This window comes from Bacillus cereus group sp. MYBKT111-2 (genome assembly GCF_051915205.1).
Taxonomy (GTDB): domain Bacteria; phylum Bacillota; class Bacilli; order Bacillales; family Bacillaceae_G; genus Bacillus_A; species Bacillus_A paranthracis.
Window position 1 is genome coordinate 41899 of sequence record NZ_JBQAEG010000013.1, and the last position, 18691, is coordinate 60589.

An 18691-nucleotide genomic window follows, 5' to 3' on the forward strand; every position below is an offset into this window, starting at 1 on the left:
CTTTTAAATACAATGGGCATGGTATTTTCCGCTCTTATCGATGCAAAAGCTGTTGCTTCTACATTAAATAAGTAAGGAGAATGCATCATGAATAACATCACTTTTAACAAATTAGATTTTTTAGGATTAGCTAGCGGCTCTCTTCTTCTTACTGCTTTTATTTACGCTGCTACGCTTGTATAACTTTGTGTCCCCTTTCCCCTTTATATAGAAAAAGACGACCGTCTATGCCCGGTCGTCTTTTTAAATGTTTCTTTCTTTTAACTCTTTTAAAAGCTGTATCATTTCAGCTTGTTGTTTTATCTTCTTACGACCATTTCGATTAATTGCTGCAAGCTCACAAGCAACTCCGACGGCAAAGAAAAACAATAAACTTTCTAACATGTAAAATCCTCCAATTGCCTATTAAACAGCTTGACGTAATTGCTCTTCTTCTAAAATTCTCTTGTTGATATTTTCTTCTTTCCTCTGACAAACATTATTACGAATAAGTGCTGCAATAACAAGTAAAGTCCCTACAATATCAAACATTGTTATTTGATATCCTTGCATCATCATAATAACTAAGGTTGTAATTGGCACAAAATTAATAAATAAAATCCCATTAATGGACGATAAAATTTTCACACCATAGTTCCAAGCTAGTAACGCTACTATTCCTGGTAATGTCATCATAAATAATAAATCGTATTTCACAATAAAAATCGTTCCCATACTCGGAACTGAAACATATCCAAACGCCGTTATAATTATCGTTATAATTCCTGTAACAGTCGTACCGAATACACACGTCAACGTAGAATAACGTAATGTTGACCAATCGCTACACGTTTGACCACCCATCGTATAAATAACCCAGCCCACAACTCCAACAAATATACATACTAGCGAAAACATGTTATCTTTCAATGTTAAAAAGAAACTCATATCACCTTTTGTAATAACAAATACAGCCCCTATAAAAGCGATAATCATGCTCGTTATCATATACTTTTTCGGTTTTACACGCTTATATCCCCATAGGATACAAATAGAAATCATCGGCATAAGTGCTTCCATAATGGAGGCTACCATCACACCTGATTTTCCCATTAACATTTGACCTAAAAATATAAGTACATTATATACAGTAAACGCCATCGTTCCGAAAAAGACGAGTAACTTTCCTCTTCCTTCTAAACGAAATGCCTGTTTCCCTTCTTTCATTAACAACAATATAATCAGCATTATCGCCACCGCTCCATAGCGAATAAGCGAAAAGTAAAATGGATCTATGTATTCTAACGCATGATCAGCAACCGGAAACATTGCTCCCCATGACATACTTGCAATTAAACACGCTAAAGCGCCTATTATCATTTGACCTTTTCTCACCGCAATCCCCCACTTCTTTCTATTTGCACAAAGAGAATTGTAAAAGAAAAAATATATCACGTAAAATGATTCAAAATGATGTTAACTATCATTTATAATGATAGTTAACATCAAGGAGGATCGTATTATGGAATTAAGAGATTTACAAATCTTCCAGAGCGTTGCTGACCAAGGTAGTGTAAGTAGCGCAGCAAAGGAATTAAATTACGTACAATCAAATGTAACAACGCGTATTAAACAACTGGAGAACGAGCTGAAAACACCGCTCTTTTATCGTCATAAACGAGGCATGACTTTAACAGCTGAAGGAAGAAAAATGCTCGTTTATGTTAATAAAATTTTGCAAGATGTTGAGGAGCTAAAACAAGTATTTTTAGATAGCGAAACACCCTCTGGCATATTAAAAATCGGTACTGTCGAAACAGTAAGTACATTACCTACCATTTTATCTTCTTACTACAAAAGCTATCCGAACGTCGATTTATCATTACAAGCAGGTCTAACAGAAGAATTAATTAGAGAAGTACTCGATCATCAACTAGATGGCGCTTTTATATCAGGGCCAATAAAACATCCCCTTATTGAACAATATGATGTTAGTACAGAGAAATTAATGCTTGTAACACAAAATAAAGCTTTTCATATAGAAGAATTTACAACAACGCCTCTACTCGTTTTTAACCAAGGTTGTGGATACCGTTCCAAACTAGAACGATGGCTGAAAGACGAAGGTTTGCTACCAAAAAGAATTATGGAATTTAATATATTAGAGACTATATTAAACAGTGTTGCACTCGGCCTTGGAATTACGCTCGTACCACAGTCTGCTGTCCACCACCTTTCTAAAGCAGGGAAAGTACATTGTCATGCAATCCCTGAAAAATACGGCAGTATTTCAACGGTTTTCATACGCCGCAAGGATAGCTATATGACAAATTCAATGCGTAGCTTTTTAAAAACAATCGAAGAGCACCACCACATTAATATGCTTTAAAAGACATTCTTACACGAATGTCTTTTTTTCTTACAAAAGTGTAAGTCTTCCGTAAGCTAATTCGATAGTTGCAGGCGATCATATTTCCTATAATTAAGATATAAAGCAGGGCAACAACAATTCGAAAAGGAGCGGATACGCATGATGAACAAAATGAAATCAAACAAATTTTTAAATACAATGGGCATGGTGCTATCCGCACTTGTCGATGCAAAAGCTGTTGCAACTACATTAAACAAATAAGGAGAGATTATAATGAACAACATTACATTTAACAAATCAGACTTTATCGGACTTGCAAGTGGAGCGACTCTTCTTACGGCTTTCATTTACACACTTGCTAAAGGTCTTGTTTAACACTTTGTTTCCCCAAACCCCTTTATATATAGAAAAAGCTGCTCGTCTTATAGACAAGCAGCTTTTTAGTTTGTCCCGCTTTAACGAGCAGTAAGATCCCCACCTCAAAATTCAGCGAAAGCAAAGAAGTTAGGTGGGGTCGGGCTACCCATTAAAGTCCGATTGGTGAGGGCTGATAATCAGTGGGGGATGAAGCCCCCCACTGATTAAAGTTTCACTTTATTTCATATATAATTTGACCTGTTTTCGTCATATCATATCCGCCAATCGCTTTTAGTTCATTATGAAATTCTTCCGATTGCAGAATGTCTTTTACAACTTCGATCAACTCTTCATTTTCTTTATTCTTCAAAATCACTAAATCATACTGCTCTTTCATGATTGGAATAAAGTCTACATTTACAATTTGCGAAAACTTTTCTGATCCTACTCCCACATCAGCTTTCCCATTCGCGACTTGCGTAGCAACACCAAGATGATTCGATTCTTCCCATTCATATCCACTAATATGTTCCTTATTTAATTTTTGAATGCGCAATTGTTCATCAACTAACACCCTAATACCAGAACCTTTTTCTCGATTTACAAATCGTATAGATGATTGAGATAAATCAGCCCATGTTTTTATATTTTTGGGATTCCCCTTTTGCACATAAAACCCAACGTTCCTTGCTAATAAATTAATCATCGTACATGGTTGTCCTACTAAAATACGTTTTACGTAAGGAACATTATATGTACCCGTTTCGCCATCAAACAAATGCAAGCTAACGATACTTCCTTCTCCTTGATACATTTTTACTAGGCTCGTTAAACTACCTTGATATGCCCGTAATATATTTGAACTTGGCAGGCGATTTTCTATACGTTTTGCCAACATGTCTAACGTTAGTTCTTGTCCGCTAATAATACATGTATTCGAGATACCATTACTGTCATTCTTTACAGAAGTAACTTGTACGTTACCTGTTTTCATTTGCTTAATATATTGTTCTAAATCTGCTGCATCAATGCGCATCTGTCTACCAATTCTATAAGAAGGCAGTTCTCCTTTTTTAATTAAATCGTATACAGTTAATTTCGATACTTTTAATCGCTTCGCTACTTCTTCCGTTGTGTAGGAATGATGATCCATAGACGATTCCTCACTTTCTTTCTTCATTGTAACAAAGAAAAGAATATTTCTCCTATATTTTAAAAATAACTACATCGTTCAAATTATATTCAATTATAACTAGTTATAATTAGTTATAATTAGTTATAATTAATTATGTAAAGACGAAAGGGGATTTTTTATGAATAAGTTTACATTACAATCCATCGGAGCACTTATCCTTTCTTTTCTTCTTATATTTAGTGTTGCATGTACAAGCGGAGAGAAGAAAGAGAAATCAACTGCTAAAGAAGGAAAAACAGTTGAACTTACTATATCAGCAGCTGCAAGCTTACAAGATGCGCTAAAAGAAATTGAAACAAAATATAAAGAAAAAGAACCTAATATTAAACTTTCTTTTAACTTCGGCGCTTCTGGTGCACTTCAACAACAAATCGAACAAGGTGCACCTGCTGATTTATTCTTCTCTGCAGCCGAAGATAAATTCCAAACTCTCGTTAAAAAAGGATTCATTAATGAAAAAGAGGGGAAAAATCTCCTTGGAAACGAACTCGTTCTAGTCGTCCCAAAAGATAGTTCTCTTACAAAAATTCAAGATTTAAAAGATGAAAAAATAAAAAAAATCGCACTTGGTACACCTGAATCTGTACCTGCGGGAAAATACGCAAAAGCTTCTCTCACACATGAAAATCTTTGGAATGACGTTCAAAATAAAGTCGTATTTACAAAAGATGTTCGCCAAGTGTTAACATATGTAGAAACAGGTAATGTTGATGCTGGTATTGTATACAAAACAGATGCTCTTATTTCAAACAAAGTAAAAATTGGTGAGACAGCAGCGGATACTTCTCATGAGCCAATTCACTATCCTTTAGGTGTTATAAAAGAATCTAAACACAAGAAAGAGGCGACTTCATTTTATGAGTATTTGCAGTCAAAAGATGCACAATCTATCTTTAAAAAATACGGATTTACAGTCCTATCATAATTGCCATGAGCTTTGATACTATTTTATCACCAATCTTTCTATCTTTACGAGTAGCTGCATGTGCCACCATTATCGTTACCATTTTAGGAACGATAATCGGACGAGCGCTAGCACGCTCCTCATGGAGATATAAAGTAATATTAGAAACTATTTTCTTACTACCAATGGTACTTCCGCCAACTGTAATCGGCTTTTTTCTCATTATCATTTTTGGAAATAACAGTCCTATTGGAACGTGGATAGAATCAATATTTCAGCAATCTATTATGTTCACATCTACTGCTGCTATCATTGCTTCTACAGTTGTTGCATTTCCGCTTATGTACCAATCAGCAAAAACAGGATTTTCTATCGCGAATGTACAAATTGAAGAAAGTGCTCGTGACCTTGGTGCAAGTGAATATCAAGTTTTTCTACACGTCACACTTCCGCTTGCATTTCCTGCCTTACTAAGTGGAATGATTTTGAGCTTTGTTCGTGCGCTTGGTGAGTTTGGTGCTACGCTCATGTTTGCCGGAAACATTCCTGGTAAAACACAAACTATCCCAACTGCCATTTACATGGCGATTGATGCAAGTAATATGCAGCTCGCCTGGACACTAGTAGTTATCACTATTAGTATGTCCCTCCTATTTTTGCTATGTATTCAGCTTATTAATAAAAGAATTACTAACTCTTAAGGCAGCTCTTTTTGAAGCTGCTTTTTATTTCTTAGGAAATAAAAATATACCACCGGGAAATAACTGAATTTTAAATTTTATTTAAATATACATTCTATTTGAATTTACTTTCTAAAATAGGCAATTTCCTGTTATTATATGGAGGTGTTTGAAAAAATGAAGAAATGAAAACGCATTTATATCGTGAATTCTTCATCCTGTTTTAGCGATCGGTAATCTTCTACTCTAGTAGTGGGGCATTACCGATCGTTAGAACGATATGTAATTATATTGGTATAGCAAAACGAAGGGAGTCTTGTAATGGACATTTTATTAGCGCTTCTTCCTGCAATTGCATGGGGAAACATCTTATTAGTAAGCGTAAAAATGGGCGGTGGTGCATATAGCCAAACGGTAGGTATGACAATCGGTGCTCTATTCTTCGCAACAATTATGTATGTATTTACTCAACCAGCTTTAACAATGACAATCTTGATTGTTGGTTTTATTTCAGGTTTATTCTGGGCTTTAGGACAAGTAAACCAATTAAAAACAGTTGAAAAACTAGGCGTTTCAACTACTGTAACAATTTCTACTGGTATGCAACTTGTTGCAACTTCTATCTTTGGGGTTATCGCTTTCCGTGAGTGGACTACTACTACAACGATCATTCTGGGAACGATTGCAATCCTATTAATCGTAGTTGGTGTTGTATTCACATCATTAGATGATAAAGAAAATGCTCAGCCACCAGGACAATTGAAAAAGGGACTTCTTACTTTAATTGTTTCTACTTTTGGCTATCTTGTATATGTAATTATTATTCGTTGGTATAACATCGATGGTTGGTCTGCTATTTTACCACAAGCAGTTGGTATGTTTGTTGGTGCGGTTGTACTGACATCTAAACATAAACCATTTAACAAATATGCAATCCGTAACGCTTTATCTGGTTTACTATGGGGAACTGGAAACTTATTCTTACTTCTTTCATTACCACGTGTCGGAGTAGCAACAAGCTTCCCATTATCTCAAACTGGAATCGTTATCTCAACATTTGGTGCGATTGTCTTCTTAGGCGAAAAGAAAACGAAACGTCAATTGATCTTTATTGCACTAGGTAGTGTTTTAATTATCGGCGGCGCTGTATTACTTGGTATGACAAAAGCATAAACTTATAATCTATTAGTAAACCCCTGAGGCACATATGCTTCAGGGGTTTTTTAATTCTAATTATTTTCTAGATATAATTATTTGTATGTTTTTGTCCCTTATAATTATTCTTCCACTCTAGCAAACCCGCTACACATATAAAGAGATTAATAACAGCTAATATTAGCATAACATATAACCCAGTGGAGATATAAATTGAAATACTAACTACATTATATAAAATCCATAAATGCCAGTTTTCTAGGATTTTTCGACTTAGCATAAATTGAGCTACTAATCCTAGTACAGCATTTAAAGCGTCTAAATATGGACTTGTTGATTCTAAGTAATGGACTTGATAATACCCCCAACCAATCCATGCAACTAAAATAAAGATTATATAAAAAATCCAACCTTTCAAATCTAAACGAACTGTTGCTTTTACCTCTTCCTCCCCACTACGTGCAATCCAATGATACCAACCATATACATTAAATATAAATTGAAAACCTGCCAATACTGCCATTGCATATAAACCTTGTGTAATAAAAATATACAGAAATACCGCAACGGTAATCATACCGAATAAAAAGTTGGATACTTTTTCTCTTGCTAATAGCCAAACATTAATAATTCCCATGACCGATGCAAAGATTTCAATATAGCTCGATTGAATATACAATCCAACCAATACACAAATAATACTAGTAATGAGTAAAAAGAGCGGACTTCTAATCATAATCATCTCTCCCCAGATGTGTAATAAATTCCCTATCACCAGTATAAGGAATCACTCTCCCTTTCACCATTAATTTCCTACTTTTCATTATCTATTCCATCTACAATAAGCCTTTTCTTTTTACAAAATTCTCTTAAAAATGGTATCGTTTTTTATAACATATCTCCACTAGAAAGGAATAGAGGATATGCTAACTAAACATCGAATTCTATTTATTGGTGCTGGTCGTATGGCAGAAGCTATATTTTCCGGATTACTTAAAACAAGCAAAGAATACATCGAAGAGATTATCGTTTCTAACCGAAGCAACGTAGAAAAGCTAGATCAATTACGAGCGCGATATAATGTGTCTACTACAACAGATTGGAAGCAACATGTTACATCTGTTGATACGATTGTTTTAGCAATGCCGCCTTCTGCACATGAAGAATTATTAGCAGAGTTATCTCCGTTACTATCGAATCAACTTGTCGTAACGGTAGCTGCCGGCATCGGCCCATCTTATTTAGAAGAAAGACTTCCTAAAGGAACGCCTGTTGCTTGGATTATGCCAAATACAGCTGCTGAAATTGGTAAGTCTATCTCCTTATACACGATGGGACAATTCGTAAACGAGACTAATCAAGAAACCCTGCAATTGCTTTTAGGGGGCATTGGTACTTCGCAACTTTGTACCGAGGAAGAAGTTCATCAACTTACTGCAGTTACTGGAAGTGCACCAGCCTTCCTTTATTACTTTGCTGAAGGTTTAATTGAAGCAACAAAAAGTTATGGAGTCGATGAAGCAACCGCAAAACACCTTGTCATTCAAATGATTTCTGGCTCTGCTTCTATGCTTGAACAAACACAAGATCCAGCTAACCTCCGTGAACAAGTAACAACGCCAGGTGGTTCCACAGCTGAAGGTCTCAAAGCTTTATATGAATATAATTTTTCAGAGGCAATTCAAAAAGCAGTAGAAGCGACAAACAAAAAAGCTAGGGGGAAATAATATGAGTTTAACAAGTTTAAAAGACTATACAACATTACATAACGGTGTAAAAATGCCTTGGTTCGGCTTAGGTGTTTTTAAAGTAGAAGATGGTTCAGAAGTAATTGAGTCTGTGAAAGCAGCAATTAAAAATGGCTACCGCAGTATAGATACTGCAGCAATTTATCAAAATGAAGAAGGCGTTGGCCAAGCAATCCGTGAATCAGGTGTTGCACGTGAAGAATTATTTATTACATCAAAAGTATGGAATAGCGATCAAGGGTATGAAACAACACTTCAAGCATTCGAAACTACATTAGAGAAATTAGGTTTAGAGTATTTAGATTTATATTTAGTACATTGGCCTGTAAAAGGAAAATATACTGAATCATGGAAAGCGTTAGAAAAGCTTTATAAAGATGGCCGTGTTCGTGCTATCGGTGTGAGTAATTTCCACATCCACCACTTACAAGACGTATTTGAAATTGCTGAAATTAAGCCAATGGTCAACCAAGTGGAATACCACCCACGTTTAGCACAAGAAGAGCTACACGCTTTCTGCAAAGAACATAACATCCAACTTGAAGCTTGGTCACCATTAATGCAAGGCCAACTACTAGACAATCCAACATTACAAGACATTGCAACAAAATATAATAAATCAACTGCACAAATTATTTTACGATGGGATCTACAAAACGAAGTTGTAACAATCCCTAAATCTATTAAAGAACATCGCATTATTGAAAATGCAAACATCTTCGACTTTGAATTAAGTGCTGATGATATGAAAGCAATTCAAGCTTTAAATGAAGATTGTCGCGTTGGTCCAGATCCAGATAACTTTAACTTTTAATAGAAAAACCACTGCCATATGCAGTGGTTTCCCGTTAAAGAAAACTGAAAATTTAAACTATATTTCATTCGGTTGACACTTCATTATTCAAGGTGTAAGATTTTGAATTATCAAAGAAACACAAAAATTAATAAAGTTTATTCGTTTACTCATTGTATCAAGAGAGGTGGAGGGACTGGCCCTTTGAAACCTCGGCAGCAGGTTCATTTTGAATACTGTGCCACTTCCTGCAAGCTTTGTGCTTGAAAGATAGAATGAGGGACTTCGTTTATATACGGGTGCATAACTTGTACGTAAAAATCCCTCTTTCTCAATATGAAAAGAGGGATTTTTTATTTTTCATTTCCCTCATCATCATCCAAACTTAATTATTTAGGAGGAAAATCAAATGAAAAAGAAGTTTGTACCCGGTATTGCATCAGTTGTAGGAGTAAGTATTTTATTAACTGGTTGCGGTAGTTATAAAAACGAAGCAAGCGGAGCAAATGCAAAAGACGAGGCACCTAGCAAACAGGTTTTAAACTTATCTTCACCTACTGAAATACGAACAATGGATACGGCTCGTGCTACAGACACTGATTCTGGCCAAGTAATGAGAAACGTATTTGAAGGTTTGTATAATCTTGGTGAAGGTAATAAACCTGTCCCTGGTGTTGCAAAATCTCATGAAGTAAGTGGCGATAAAACAAAGTATACGTTCCATTTACGAGATTCAAAATGGTCAAACGGGACTCCTGTTACAGCGAAAGATTTTGTCTTCGCTTGGCAAAGAGCTGTCGATCCAGCAACAGCCTCTGAATATGCATTTCTATTCTTTGATATTAAAAATGCAACAAAAATTAACAACAAAGAACTTCCAGCCGACCAACTTGGTGTAAAAGCAGTTGATGACCATACGTTTGAGGTAGAATTAGAGCGTCCTGTTCCTTATTTTATTAGCTTAACAGCGTTCCCAACATTTCTACCAATTAACGAGGAATTCTTTAAAAAACAAGGTGATAAGTACGCTTTAGAAGACAACACAATCTTGTACAACGGCGCTTTTACACTAAGCGATTGGAAGCATGAACAAAGCTTTAAATTCAAGAAAAACCCTACCTATTGGGATAAAGATACTGTCAAACTAGAGGAAATCAATTTTAACGTCGTAAAAGAAAAATCAACAGAAGTAAACCTATTCGAATCAAAACAATTAGACCGTATAAAATTAACATCCGACTTCGTTGATAAATATAAAAAAGATGCGAACTTTAAAGAACGCCCGAACGTAGGCGTACAATTTTTACGTATGAACCAACAAAACAAAGTACTACAAAACGTGTCTGCACGCCAAGCAATCGATCAAACAATTGATCGAAAATCCTTTGTAAATACGTTATTAAATGATGGCTCTACACCAACCTTTGGTCTCGTTCCAAAAAACTTTGCAAAAGGGCCTGATGGAAAAGACTTCCGTACTATAAATGGAGATTTAACTAAAGTTGATACAAAATCTGCACAAGAGTTATGGAAAAAGGCAAAACAAGAGCTTGGTTCTGAAAAGATTACATTAGAATTATTAACAAGTGATGCTGACCTTGATAAGAAAACAGGTGAGTTCTTAAAAGGACAACTAGAAAAGAATTTAGATGGATTAACAGTAAATGTGAAACCACAACCACGTAAACAACAAGTTTCACTTTTATTAAAAGGTGACTATGAAATCGGTATTGATGGCTGGAGCCCTGACTTTGCTGACCCAATTACATTCCTTGAATTGTTTACAACGAATAACCCTTACAACTTAGATCATTACTCTAATAAGGAATTCGATGAAACAATTGAAAAAGTTAAAACGACTTTAGCTGGTGATGAAAAAGCTCGCTGGGAAGCATTACTAGCATCTGAAAAAATATTATTTAAAGACTCTGTTATCGCTCCCCTTTACCAAAAAGGCGAATCTTATTTAGAACGTTCTTATGTGAAAGGAATTGTGCAAGTAGACTTTGCAGGTCAATTAAACTTCAAATGGGCACAAATTGAAAAATAAAGTGAAACTTTAATCAGTGGGGGTTTTGTTCATCCCCCACTGATTATCAGCCCCAACCAATCGGGCTTTTACGAGCAGTTGATCTCCCACCTAACTTCTTTGCTTCCGCTGAATTTTGAGGTGAGGGTCTTACTGCCCGTTAATGCGGGATAAAAGGCAAGCTGAATCGATGTTTTTCTATCTACAGTAATTATTTTATTGAAAAAATGTATTAAAAGCGGATTCTCAATAAGAGGAAATCCGCTTTTTTAATATATTATTTTAAAAAATTAATGCTCAACTTTTTATTATTGACATATAGTTCTCTCCAGTGTTAATATTCTAAATAATCAAAGAAACGAAATATTTCACCATCATAATATAACGTCTACTACGTCGAAGCATATAATGATAAATTATAGTTCAACATGTATATACATATAGAACACCTGATTACCTACATGTACATATTTATAATAGGTTTTCTCTTCTTCTATAGATACACTTCAAGACATGGACATTATGACGTTACGAACAACACATTTAGGGAGGAACGAACCATGAAGAAAAAAGTTGTACCTGTTTTTGCATCTGTTTTAGGGGCAAGTCTATTACTAACTGCTTGCGGGGGAAATAAAGATAACGCAAGCGGAGCGAAAGCAAATGATAAAGCACCTGATAAACAGGCCATTAACTTATCATTTGCTTCAGAAATTCCAACAATGGATGTTGCAAAAGCAACGGATGGGGAATCCATGAACGTAATGCGTAATGTTTTTGAAGGGTTATATGCAATGGGAGAAGATAATAAACCGATTCCTGGTGTCGCTGAGTCGGTTGACGTTAGTCCCGATAAAACGAAATATACATTCCATCTGCGTGATTCAAAATGGTCAAACGGTACTCCTGTTACAGCAAAAGACTTTGTCTTCGCTTGGCAACGTGCCATAAACCCTGATACAGCAGCTGAATATGCATTCTTATTCTTCGATATAAAGAATGCGAAACAAATAAACCAAAAACAATTGCCGATTGATCAACTAGGGGTCAAAGCTATTGATGACAAAACATTAGAAGTACAACTAGATCGTCCTGTTCCCTACTTCTTAAGTTTAACGACATTCTCAACATTCTTACCAATTAATGAAGAGTACTTAAAGTCTCAAGGCGATAAATACGGTTTAGAAACAAATCATTTAATTTACAACGGTGCCTTCACATTAGATAACTGGAAACACGAGCAAAGCTTCCAACTAAAGAAGAATCCTAACTATTGGGATGCTAAAACGGTGAAATTAGAAGAAATCAACTTCAATGTCGTTAAAGATAAGTCTACAGAAGTTAATTTATATGATTCAGGACAAATTGATCGCGTTGCTTTAACTGCGGAGTTTGTTGATAAATATAAGGGCGATCCAAACTTCAAAGAACGCGCTGAAGTTGGCATTCAATTTTTACGACTCAATCAAAAAAATGAAACATTAAAAAATCAACATGCACGCCTTGCTATTAACGGAGCAATGAATAAGAAAGCATACGTAGAAACAATTTTAAATAACGGCGCTGTTGCAGCTGAAGGAATGGTTCCTGCGAAATTCGCAAAAAGTCCTGATGGCAACGACTTCCGTAAAGAAAATGGAAATCTAGTGAAAGATGATGTGAAAACAGCGAAAGAAAACTGGAAAAAAGCGAAGCAAGAACTTGGTACTGACAAAGTAACAATTGAACTCCTAACAAGTGATAATGCTTTAGCTAAAAAGACTGGTGAATATTTAAAAGGTGAACTAGAAAAGAACTTAGATGGATTAACAGTGAATTTAAAACCACAACCACGTAAACAACAGTTAAAACTATTGTTAAGTGGTGACTATGAAATCGGTATTGATGGCTGGGGCCCTGACTTCGCTGATCCAATTACATTCTTAGATTTATTTACAACAGATAGTGCTTACAACTTCGATAAATACTCTAACAAAGAGTACGATGAGCTAATTCATAAAGTAAAAACAGATTTAGCTGGTGATGAAAAAGCTCGCTGGGAAGCAATGAAGCAAGCTGAAAAAATTCTATTACAAGACGGCGCTGTCGCTCCTTTATACCAACAAGGTCGTTCTTACTTACAACGCGGATTTATTAAAGGACTTGTAACAACTGACTTCGGTGGTGAGTTTAACTACAAGTGGACAGAAGTTGCAAAATAATAAGTGCTAATAAAAAGGTATCCCACCGAGGATACCTTTTTATTTTATGCTTCTTTAACTACAGAGCTTCTTCTTCCCTTTACCATTCCTTTTATAGCTAAAGTCATCACTGCCACTGATTGTGTAACCAATACAATAACTAATAACGAAATAATATTTCTCTCTAAATTAACTCCTCCAAATATTATTGTATAATAGCCATTCGCTGCATATGTTGCAGGAAATAATCCGCCAATTGTTTGATATGTTTTAGAAAGCATCTCATGTGGGACAATTACACCGGAACTTACAAGTTGTAACGATAGTGAGATAATATTAAAAATCATACCTGCGTTTCCAAACACAGTTAGAAACATTTGTGTTAATGAAAGAAATGCGAAGAAGACTATTGCTTGAAACACCCATATACTCCATACCGTTTCGTGCATCTCAATTTGGAAGCCTTTCATCAAACCAATTGTAATACATGCAAGTAAAATCGATACTGTACCGTTTATAATTTGTCTTGATAAGAAATTACTCCAACTGCCCTTTACTTCTTTTGCAACTTTTGATAATTCCATACTCATTATCATTGCTCCTACAAATGAAGCTAATACGATCATTAGCGGTACCATATTCACTGAAAATCCTTTTGCATCATTTACTTTATGAACTGTAAAACCAATTGAATCTTCAGTTAACCCTTTTATCACTTCTACATTCTCATGTCCTACAGCTTGTAGCTTTCCGACAATCACTTGTTTCTTATAACTTGCTACCTCTTTATTTACATTATCTCGAATTTGTTTTGCAGCTCCTTCCATCATTTGCTTTGCCATCATGGCATTCGCTTGATTAATGTGGAAGTTTAAATTTGATTTTCCTGTTTCATTTATATCTTTTGAAAAAGAAGCAGGAATTTCAATAATCATATCGTACACATGGTCATTCATTTCTTTGTTTGCTTTTTCCACAGAATGTTCTGCCTTCACTTGAAATGGTAAATTTCTCTGTAAGCCTTCTGCTATTTTACTCCCTATATTTGCATCCTCATTCACAATAGCAATACGCATTTGATCTGCTCGTTCATTCACTCCATCATATGCCGTTAACCACACGCAAAAGAAAATAAGTTGGAATGATAGCGCTACGATCATTCCTACATACGTACCTGGTCTTTTCAAAAACTGTTTTAATGTATCCATCTTCCCGCTCTCCCACTCAGCAAGCAAGTACATGCTTGCATTTTATTTTAAATAAATACTAGGGTCTTAATGCCCTAGCATATAAAACAATATTATTTTCAATAAATTTCTCATCATCAACTTCTGTCAGGCGATCGGCAAAACGTAATTTAGATAAGAAATATCCAAAATTAATCCAGATAAAGTTCATTACTTGCGCTTCAATATTTGTATCAATAATGTTTCCTTTTTCCTGCATTTTTGCAAAATAGATACTTAATTCTTCTTTTAGTCCTTGTGGTATTTTAGCAATTTCCCCGTCTAATTCAGGAAATTCTCCAGCCTCACGTATACCAATAGCAATAATATCTTTTACCCCATCTAAAAAATTATGATAATGCCTTGCTAAGTTCTTTAAATCCGTTTCTAATTCCCACACAATTTCTGTTTGTAAAAACTGCTTTAAATGCGGTACATATGAAAATTCAGCAACCGCAGCTTCAATAACACCCTTCTTACTTTTAAAATTGCGGAATATCGTTACTTCATTAACACCAGCACGCATTGCAATTTCTTTCGTTGTCGCTGCTGTATATCCTTTTTCTTTCACTAATTCAATCGCTGCTTGAATAATTCTTTCTGCTGTCTTTGAACGCGCCATAAAACCCTCTCTTCCTCATGCAAGTGATCACTTACATTTAGATTATATAACTTTTCTAATAATTGTCAATAATCCTTTCTCCCTTCTTTTTGCACGGAACCAAAACTCATCATAAATATAAACACAAACATCAAATATGTTCTCCACGTCAAAGAAGGTATATGCCCTGACCAAAGATAGCTAACTAAATAATTAATTCCCATAATACAAGACGATATTACTAAACTAATACTTATTAGTTTTACATATTTGAGCATATCTTTTCTCCTTGTTTTTTATTTTTCTAATTCTTCAAATTGTAGATTCACTGGTTCTTCTAAAAGTGTTTCATAAAAGTTCTCTGCCAAATCTGTTGTAGGAATTTTTTCATCTACTTCATCAAATCGAATACTATCTAGCCACACACAACCTTCTCCTGATAATAAAACACCAAATGCAATACCAAGCGCTCCTTCTTTTATATCTAATACAACCGAGTACGATTGCCAATTATTCGTATTTTTAATGGGACGATTTTGCATATTATCCATAGCAAGCGGTTCTGTCTCTTTTCCATCTACTCGCATCCACAATCCTGCCCAATCTCTTACATTTTCACTCTTAACAAATGCTGTAAAACGTAATCTCTTCCCTACATATTTATCTGCTCGGAACATTTGCATTAATGTTGAAAATCCTCCGTGCGTAACATTCTCTTTTGCTTTTATGTATGCAGATACTTTCCCTTGATGGACAACTTCATAATCTAAACCCATCTCATATTCAGCAGGATGACTTCCACTTAAGATCCATCCTTTCGGTATACCTTTTTGCATTGAAACACCCTCTCTTTCTATATAAAATGACTGGAAGTACTTTCGATATTTCTTTGGTGGCAATTGAAACATTCTTTTAAAAGCTCTCGTAAATGCCTCTTGTGAGGAAAAACCATATTGCATTGCAATATCAATAACTGCTCTTTCAGTCGATACTAAAGTCTGCGCAGCATGAGTTAACCTTCTCTTTCGAATATAATCCGTTACACTCATCCCAACATATCTTTGAAAGATACGATGAAAATGGTACATCGATACTGCACTGTGAGATGCCACTCTTTCTGTTGTAAGCTCCTCATGTAAGTGATTCTCTATATATTCAATTGATTTTTTTATTATCTCTTTATACTCTTCATGCATTTTAGTCCCTCCCTCACAACTTCAATTTACCATATACATACAAATCGTTTTTGATTTAAATTGCGGATTAGCCCTTATGACTACAGAATAATAATTTATTTTCAACACATACATAATTACATGTTTTTGGGAAAAACTTGTATAGAACGAATTTACATAAGGAGGAATTTATAATGAGAACTCTACTATCAGTTTTATTAGCTCTTATGCTAGTACCTGCATTAACAGGATGTAAAGCTCCTGCAAAAGAAGATACAACTTCTAATAAAAAGACGACTGAAGAAGCAAAAAACGAGGCTCCTGCAGATTTAAAACTAAACTTCAATGAATTCGATTTAAAGGCAGACTACCAAGATACAAAGAAAGACTACGAAGCAGACTATAAAAATGTAGCAGCTGATAAGAAAATGGAAGCAAAAATTGAAGATCATAAAGCAGATGTAAAATTAACAGGAGACGAGGCTATCACAAAATTAAGCCCACTTCTACAAGAATTAAAATTTGATAAAGATACTGCTGACCAAGAAGTAATCGATCAAGTAGTGAACGTGTTCAAACTTGATAAAGACTATCAAAAATTTGATTTAGAAGTTGTCTTCTCTGATGGAACGAAAAAAGAATATAAAAGAGAAATAAAATAAAGAAGTAGGCAGTTGCCTACTTCTTTATTTTTTAATTTTTGCGTATCTTAATTCTGGACTAGAACCAATAATGAATTGGACACCGGATACTGATGATTTTTGTAAATAGGAAGCACTTGGGAAAATAATTGGGATTAATGGTGAATCTGTAAACATAATATCTTCCGCTTTATGCAATAAGTCAAAACGCTTATCTTCATTTTGTTCAACTTCTGCTTCCTTCACTAAAGCGTCAAATTCTTTATTATGCCATTTTGCATAATTGTTTGGACCATCACCTGCATATAAATCTAGTTTAGTAATTGGATCTAATAAAGAGCCGCCCCATCCCATATAAGCTAATTGGAAATCACTTTGCTTGTATGTGTCGATGTAACTCTTCCACTCTTTATTTTCTAATTTAATATCTACGCCAAGATTTTTCTTAAACATTTCTTGCATTGCTTCTGCTACTTTTTTATGTTGTGTATCTGTAGTGAATTTTAATGTTACTTCAGGTAATGTAGACCAGCCTTGTTCTTTCATGCCTTCTTCTAATAACTTTTTCGCTTCTGCTGGATCAAATTTAACGTAATCACCTTTTTCTTTACGGAAATCACGGCCACTTTGTGTTTTTGCTCCTTCTGGAACGAATGCATATGCTTCTTGCGCATTATTTTTATACAATTTTTCAACGATAAATTTACGATCAACCGCTAATGAAAATGCTTTACGTACCTTTGCATTTGTAAACGGCTCTTTTTCTACGTTAAACGAATAAATATAAGAAGAGAACCCTGCAACACGCTTATATTCTTTATTTCCTTTTTCTTTTTCGATCATCTCTTGTGGTAAACCACTTAGTAAATCTAATTCTTTGGATTTAAATAATTGATACGCTGTTTTAGAGTCTGGAATAATACGAAACTCAATTTCTTTTAATGTTACCTTTTTATCATAGAATTCTTTATTTTTTTGTACTGTAATAGCCTGGTTATGCTTCCACTCTTTTAACGTGAATGGCCCATTCGTAATTAACTCTTTTGGATCTGTTTTTAATTTATTATTATCATCAATCGACTTTTTAGCTAATGGAATAAATAGTGAGCTTGCTAGTTTTTGTTTAATAGAAGCAACTGGGTGTTCAAGGGTTACCTTTAATGTTTGAGGATCAACAACTTGAATACCAACTTGTCCTTCTTCACCTTTTCCAGTATTATACGCCTCTGCCCCTTTAATAAAATACATTTCTGTCGCATTCATAGAACCCGTTTTCGGATTTAATAATCGCTTCCATGCAAATTCAAAATCATTTGCTGTAATAGGAGAACCATCTGACCATTTAATATCTTTCTTCAAATGGATTGTATATTCAGTTCCATCAGCATTTACTTCTTCTTTCTCCGCTAATTCATTTTGATATTTCCCATTACTATCTTGCGTATATAAACTTGAAAACAACTGCCCAATTATATAACCTGACGTGCTATCTGTTGCAATAGCAGAATCAAGTGTATATGGATCACTACTAATATTCGTTACTAATCGATCGCCTTCTCCCTTACCAGCACTCGCCTTTTGCGTTTCTTTCTTACCGCAAGCAACAGAAGTAATTGCTAATACGGTCATAATGACAAACAGTAAAAACTTCTTCATC

Annotated in this window: 20 protein-coding genes and 1 riboswitch; of the genes, 11 read left to right on the forward strand and 9 right to left on the reverse strand. The window is 34.9% G+C overall.

All coding sequences use genetic code 11. The features are described from left to right. The first annotated feature begins 87 nt into the window (after window positions 1-87). Window positions 88-183 (forward strand): DUF3948 family protein, encoded by a 96-nt coding sequence (locus tag ACTFNE_RS25225; RefSeq protein ID WP_001060007.1) that lies wholly within the window; start codon window positions 88-90, stop codon window positions 181-183. Between the two features lie 60 nt (window positions 184-243). Here ACTFNE_RS25225 and ACTFNE_RS25230 read toward each other — a convergent pair whose 3' ends face one another. Together ACTFNE_RS25230 and ACTFNE_RS25235 are read right to left on the reverse strand one after the other, a co-directional pair. Continuing rightward, window positions 244-384, reverse strand: a complete 141-nt coding sequence (locus ACTFNE_RS25230) for a YrzO family protein (protein WP_000894069.1) — start codon at window positions 382-384, stop codon at window positions 244-246. A gap of 21 nt (window positions 385-405) precedes the next feature. Then, window positions 406-1374, reverse strand: coding sequence for a DMT family transporter (locus tag ACTFNE_RS25235; RefSeq protein ID WP_046199336.1), 969 nt, complete (start codon window positions 1372-1374; stop codon window positions 406-408). Window positions 1375-1501: 127 nt separating this feature from the next. On the opposite strand from ACTFNE_RS25235, the gene ACTFNE_RS25240 reads away from it, so the two are divergent. After that, window positions 1502-2368, forward strand: coding sequence for a LysR family transcriptional regulator (locus ACTFNE_RS25240; protein WP_000423059.1), 867 nt, complete (start codon window positions 1502-1504; stop codon window positions 2366-2368). Window positions 2369-2623: 255 nt separating this feature from the next. Then, window positions 2624-2725 carry a DUF3948 family protein gene (locus ACTFNE_RS25245; protein ID WP_001060016.1) on the forward strand — a complete coding sequence of 34 codons (102 nt, stop codon included), beginning with the start codon at window positions 2624-2626 and terminating at the stop codon, window positions 2723-2725. A 214-nt stretch (window positions 2726-2939) separates the two neighbouring features. Here the strand turns inward: ACTFNE_RS25245 and ACTFNE_RS25250 are convergent, their stop codons facing one another. Continuing rightward, window positions 2940-3887: a helix-turn-helix transcriptional regulator gene (locus tag ACTFNE_RS25250; protein WP_046199335.1), complete on the reverse strand. Its 948-nt coding sequence runs from the start codon at window positions 3885-3887 to the stop codon at window positions 2940-2942. 133 nt (window positions 3888-4020) lie between these two features. Between ACTFNE_RS25250 and modA the strand changes: the two genes are divergently transcribed. The 3 genes from modA (at window position 4021) to ACTFNE_RS25265 (ending at window position 6659) form a co-directional block, all read left to right on the forward strand. Next, the gene (modA, locus tag ACTFNE_RS25255; protein WP_001032218.1) at window positions 4021-4827 is read left to right on the forward strand and encodes a molybdate ABC transporter substrate-binding protein; all 807 of its coding nucleotides are present in this window, start codon (window positions 4021-4023) and stop codon (window positions 4825-4827) included. Between the two features lie 5 nt (window positions 4828-4832). Beyond that, window positions 4833-5507, forward strand: a complete 675-nt coding sequence (gene modB, locus ACTFNE_RS25260; protein WP_001996525.1) for a molybdate ABC transporter permease subunit — start codon at window positions 4833-4835, stop codon at window positions 5505-5507. A gap of 300 nt (window positions 5508-5807) precedes the next feature. Beyond that, on the forward strand, window positions 5808-6659 hold the full coding sequence (locus ACTFNE_RS25265; RefSeq protein WP_000353544.1) for a GRP family sugar transporter: 852 nt from the start codon (window positions 5808-5810) through the stop codon (window positions 6657-6659). 67 nt (window positions 6660-6726) lie between these two features. Here ACTFNE_RS25265 and pnuC read toward each other — a convergent pair whose 3' ends face one another. Beyond that, a complete protein-coding gene (pnuC, locus tag ACTFNE_RS25270; protein WP_046199334.1) occupies window positions 6727-7377 on the reverse strand; it encodes a nicotinamide riboside transporter PnuC in 651 nt (216 codons plus the stop codon). 187 nt (window positions 7378-7564) lie between these two features. On the opposite strand from pnuC, the gene proC reads away from it, so the two are divergent. From proC to ACTFNE_RS25290, 4 genes are all read left to right on the forward strand, one after another. Next, window positions 7565-8368: a pyrroline-5-carboxylate reductase gene (gene proC, locus ACTFNE_RS25275; RefSeq protein WP_046199333.1), complete on the forward strand. Its 804-nt coding sequence runs from the start codon at window positions 7565-7567 to the stop codon at window positions 8366-8368. Between the two features lies 1 nt (window position 8369). Beyond that, complete coding sequence (locus tag ACTFNE_RS25280; protein WP_270706032.1) at window positions 8370-9203, forward strand: aldo/keto reductase; 834 nt, start codon at window positions 8370-8372, stop codon at window positions 9201-9203. Between the two features lie 151 nt (window positions 9204-9354). Then, window positions 9355-9459: riboswitch (SAM riboswitch) on the forward strand. Between the two features lie 132 nt (window positions 9460-9591). Next, a complete protein-coding gene (locus tag ACTFNE_RS25285) occupies window positions 9592-11232 on the forward strand; it encodes a peptide ABC transporter substrate-binding protein (RefSeq protein ID WP_000726476.1) in 1641 nt (546 codons plus the stop codon). A 539-nt stretch (window positions 11233-11771) separates the two neighbouring features. After that, window positions 11772-13412: a peptide ABC transporter substrate-binding protein gene (locus tag ACTFNE_RS25290; protein ID WP_046199331.1), complete on the forward strand. Its 1641-nt coding sequence runs from the start codon at window positions 11772-11774 to the stop codon at window positions 13410-13412. 44 nt (window positions 13413-13456) lie between these two features. Here the strand turns inward: ACTFNE_RS25290 and ACTFNE_RS25295 are convergent, their stop codons facing one another. The 4 genes from ACTFNE_RS25295 to ACTFNE_RS25310 form a co-directional block, all read right to left on the reverse strand. Further along, window positions 13457-14599, reverse strand: a complete 1143-nt coding sequence (locus ACTFNE_RS25295) for a YhgE/Pip domain-containing protein (RefSeq protein WP_046199330.1) — start codon at window positions 14597-14599, stop codon at window positions 13457-13459. 58 nt (window positions 14600-14657) lie between these two features. Then, entirely contained in the window at window positions 14658-15239 is a 582-nt protein-coding gene (locus tag ACTFNE_RS25300; protein WP_000124370.1) for a TetR/AcrR family transcriptional regulator, read from the reverse strand. Between the two features lie 65 nt (window positions 15240-15304). After that, entirely contained in the window at window positions 15305-15496 is a 192-nt protein-coding gene (locus ACTFNE_RS25305; protein WP_000922549.1) for a hypothetical protein, read from the reverse strand. 18 nt (window positions 15497-15514) lie between these two features. Continuing rightward, a complete protein-coding gene (locus ACTFNE_RS25310; RefSeq protein WP_046199329.1) occupies window positions 15515-16414 on the reverse strand; it encodes a helix-turn-helix transcriptional regulator in 900 nt (299 codons plus the stop codon). A 173-nt stretch (window positions 16415-16587) separates the two neighbouring features. Between ACTFNE_RS25310 and ACTFNE_RS25315 the strand changes: the two genes are divergently transcribed. Continuing rightward, window positions 16588-17055, forward strand: coding sequence for a YusW family protein (locus ACTFNE_RS25315; RefSeq protein ID WP_001259643.1), 468 nt, complete (start codon window positions 16588-16590; stop codon window positions 17053-17055). Window positions 17056-17079: 24 nt separating this feature from the next. Here ACTFNE_RS25315 and ACTFNE_RS25320 read toward each other — a convergent pair whose 3' ends face one another. Beyond that, window positions 17080-18690 (reverse strand): peptide ABC transporter substrate-binding protein, encoded by a 1611-nt coding sequence (locus ACTFNE_RS25320; protein ID WP_046199328.1) that lies wholly within the window; start codon window positions 18688-18690, stop codon window positions 17080-17082. Between the last annotated feature and the right edge of the window lies 1 nt (window position 18691).

Bases quoted from the DNA above. Each gene is read 5' to 3' on its own strand.
- ACTFNE_RS25225 (WP_001060007.1), top strand. From the start codon at position 88: ATGAATAACATCACTTTTAACAAATTAGATTTTTTAGGATTAGCTAGC.
- ACTFNE_RS25230 (WP_000894069.1), bottom strand. From the start codon at position 384: ATGTTAGAAAGTTTATTGTTTTTCTTTGCCGTCGGAGTTGCTTGTGAG.
- ACTFNE_RS25240 (WP_000423059.1), top strand. From the start codon at position 1,502: ATGGAATTAAGAGATTTACAAATCTTCCAGAGCGTTGCTGACCAAGGT.
- ACTFNE_RS25245 (WP_001060016.1), top strand. From the start codon at position 2,624: ATGAACAACATTACATTTAACAAATCAGACTTTATCGGACTTGCAAGT.
- ACTFNE_RS25250 (WP_046199335.1), bottom strand. From the start codon at position 3,887: ATGAAGAAAGAAAGTGAGGAATCGTCTATGGATCATCATTCCTACACA.
- modA (WP_001032218.1), top strand. From the start codon at position 4,021: ATGAATAAGTTTACATTACAATCCATCGGAGCACTTATCCTTTCTTTT.
- modB (WP_001996525.1), top strand. From the start codon at position 4,833: ATGAGCTTTGATACTATTTTATCACCAATCTTTCTATCTTTACGAGTA.
- ACTFNE_RS25265 (WP_000353544.1), top strand. From the start codon at position 5,808: ATGGACATTTTATTAGCGCTTCTTCCTGCAATTGCATGGGGAAACATC.
- pnuC (WP_046199334.1), bottom strand. From the start codon at position 7,377: ATGATTAGAAGTCCGCTCTTTTTACTCATTACTAGTATTATTTGTGTA.
- proC (WP_046199333.1), top strand. From the start codon at position 7,565: ATGCTAACTAAACATCGAATTCTATTTATTGGTGCTGGTCGTATGGCA.
- ACTFNE_RS25280 (WP_270706032.1), top strand. From the start codon at position 8,370: ATGAGTTTAACAAGTTTAAAAGACTATACAACATTACATAACGGTGTA.
- ACTFNE_RS25285 (WP_000726476.1), top strand. From the start codon at position 9,592: ATGAAAAAGAAGTTTGTACCCGGTATTGCATCAGTTGTAGGAGTAAGT.
- ACTFNE_RS25290 (WP_046199331.1), top strand. From the start codon at position 11,772: ATGAAGAAAAAAGTTGTACCTGTTTTTGCATCTGTTTTAGGGGCAAGT.
- ACTFNE_RS25295 (WP_046199330.1), bottom strand. From the start codon at position 14,599: ATGGATACATTAAAACAGTTTTTGAAAAGACCAGGTACGTATGTAGGA.
- ACTFNE_RS25300 (WP_000124370.1), bottom strand. From the start codon at position 15,239: ATGGCGCGTTCAAAGACAGCAGAAAGAATTATTCAAGCAGCGATTGAA.
- ACTFNE_RS25305 (WP_000922549.1), bottom strand. From the start codon at position 15,496: ATGCTCAAATATGTAAAACTAATAAGTATTAGTTTAGTAATATCGTCT.
- ACTFNE_RS25310 (WP_046199329.1), bottom strand. From the start codon at position 16,414: ATGCATGAAGAGTATAAAGAGATAATAAAAAAATCAATTGAATATATA.
- ACTFNE_RS25315 (WP_001259643.1), top strand. From the start codon at position 16,588: ATGAGAACTCTACTATCAGTTTTATTAGCTCTTATGCTAGTACCTGCA.
- ACTFNE_RS25320 (WP_046199328.1), bottom strand. From the start codon at position 18,690: ATGAAGAAGTTTTTACTGTTTGTCATTATGACCGTATTAGCAATTACT.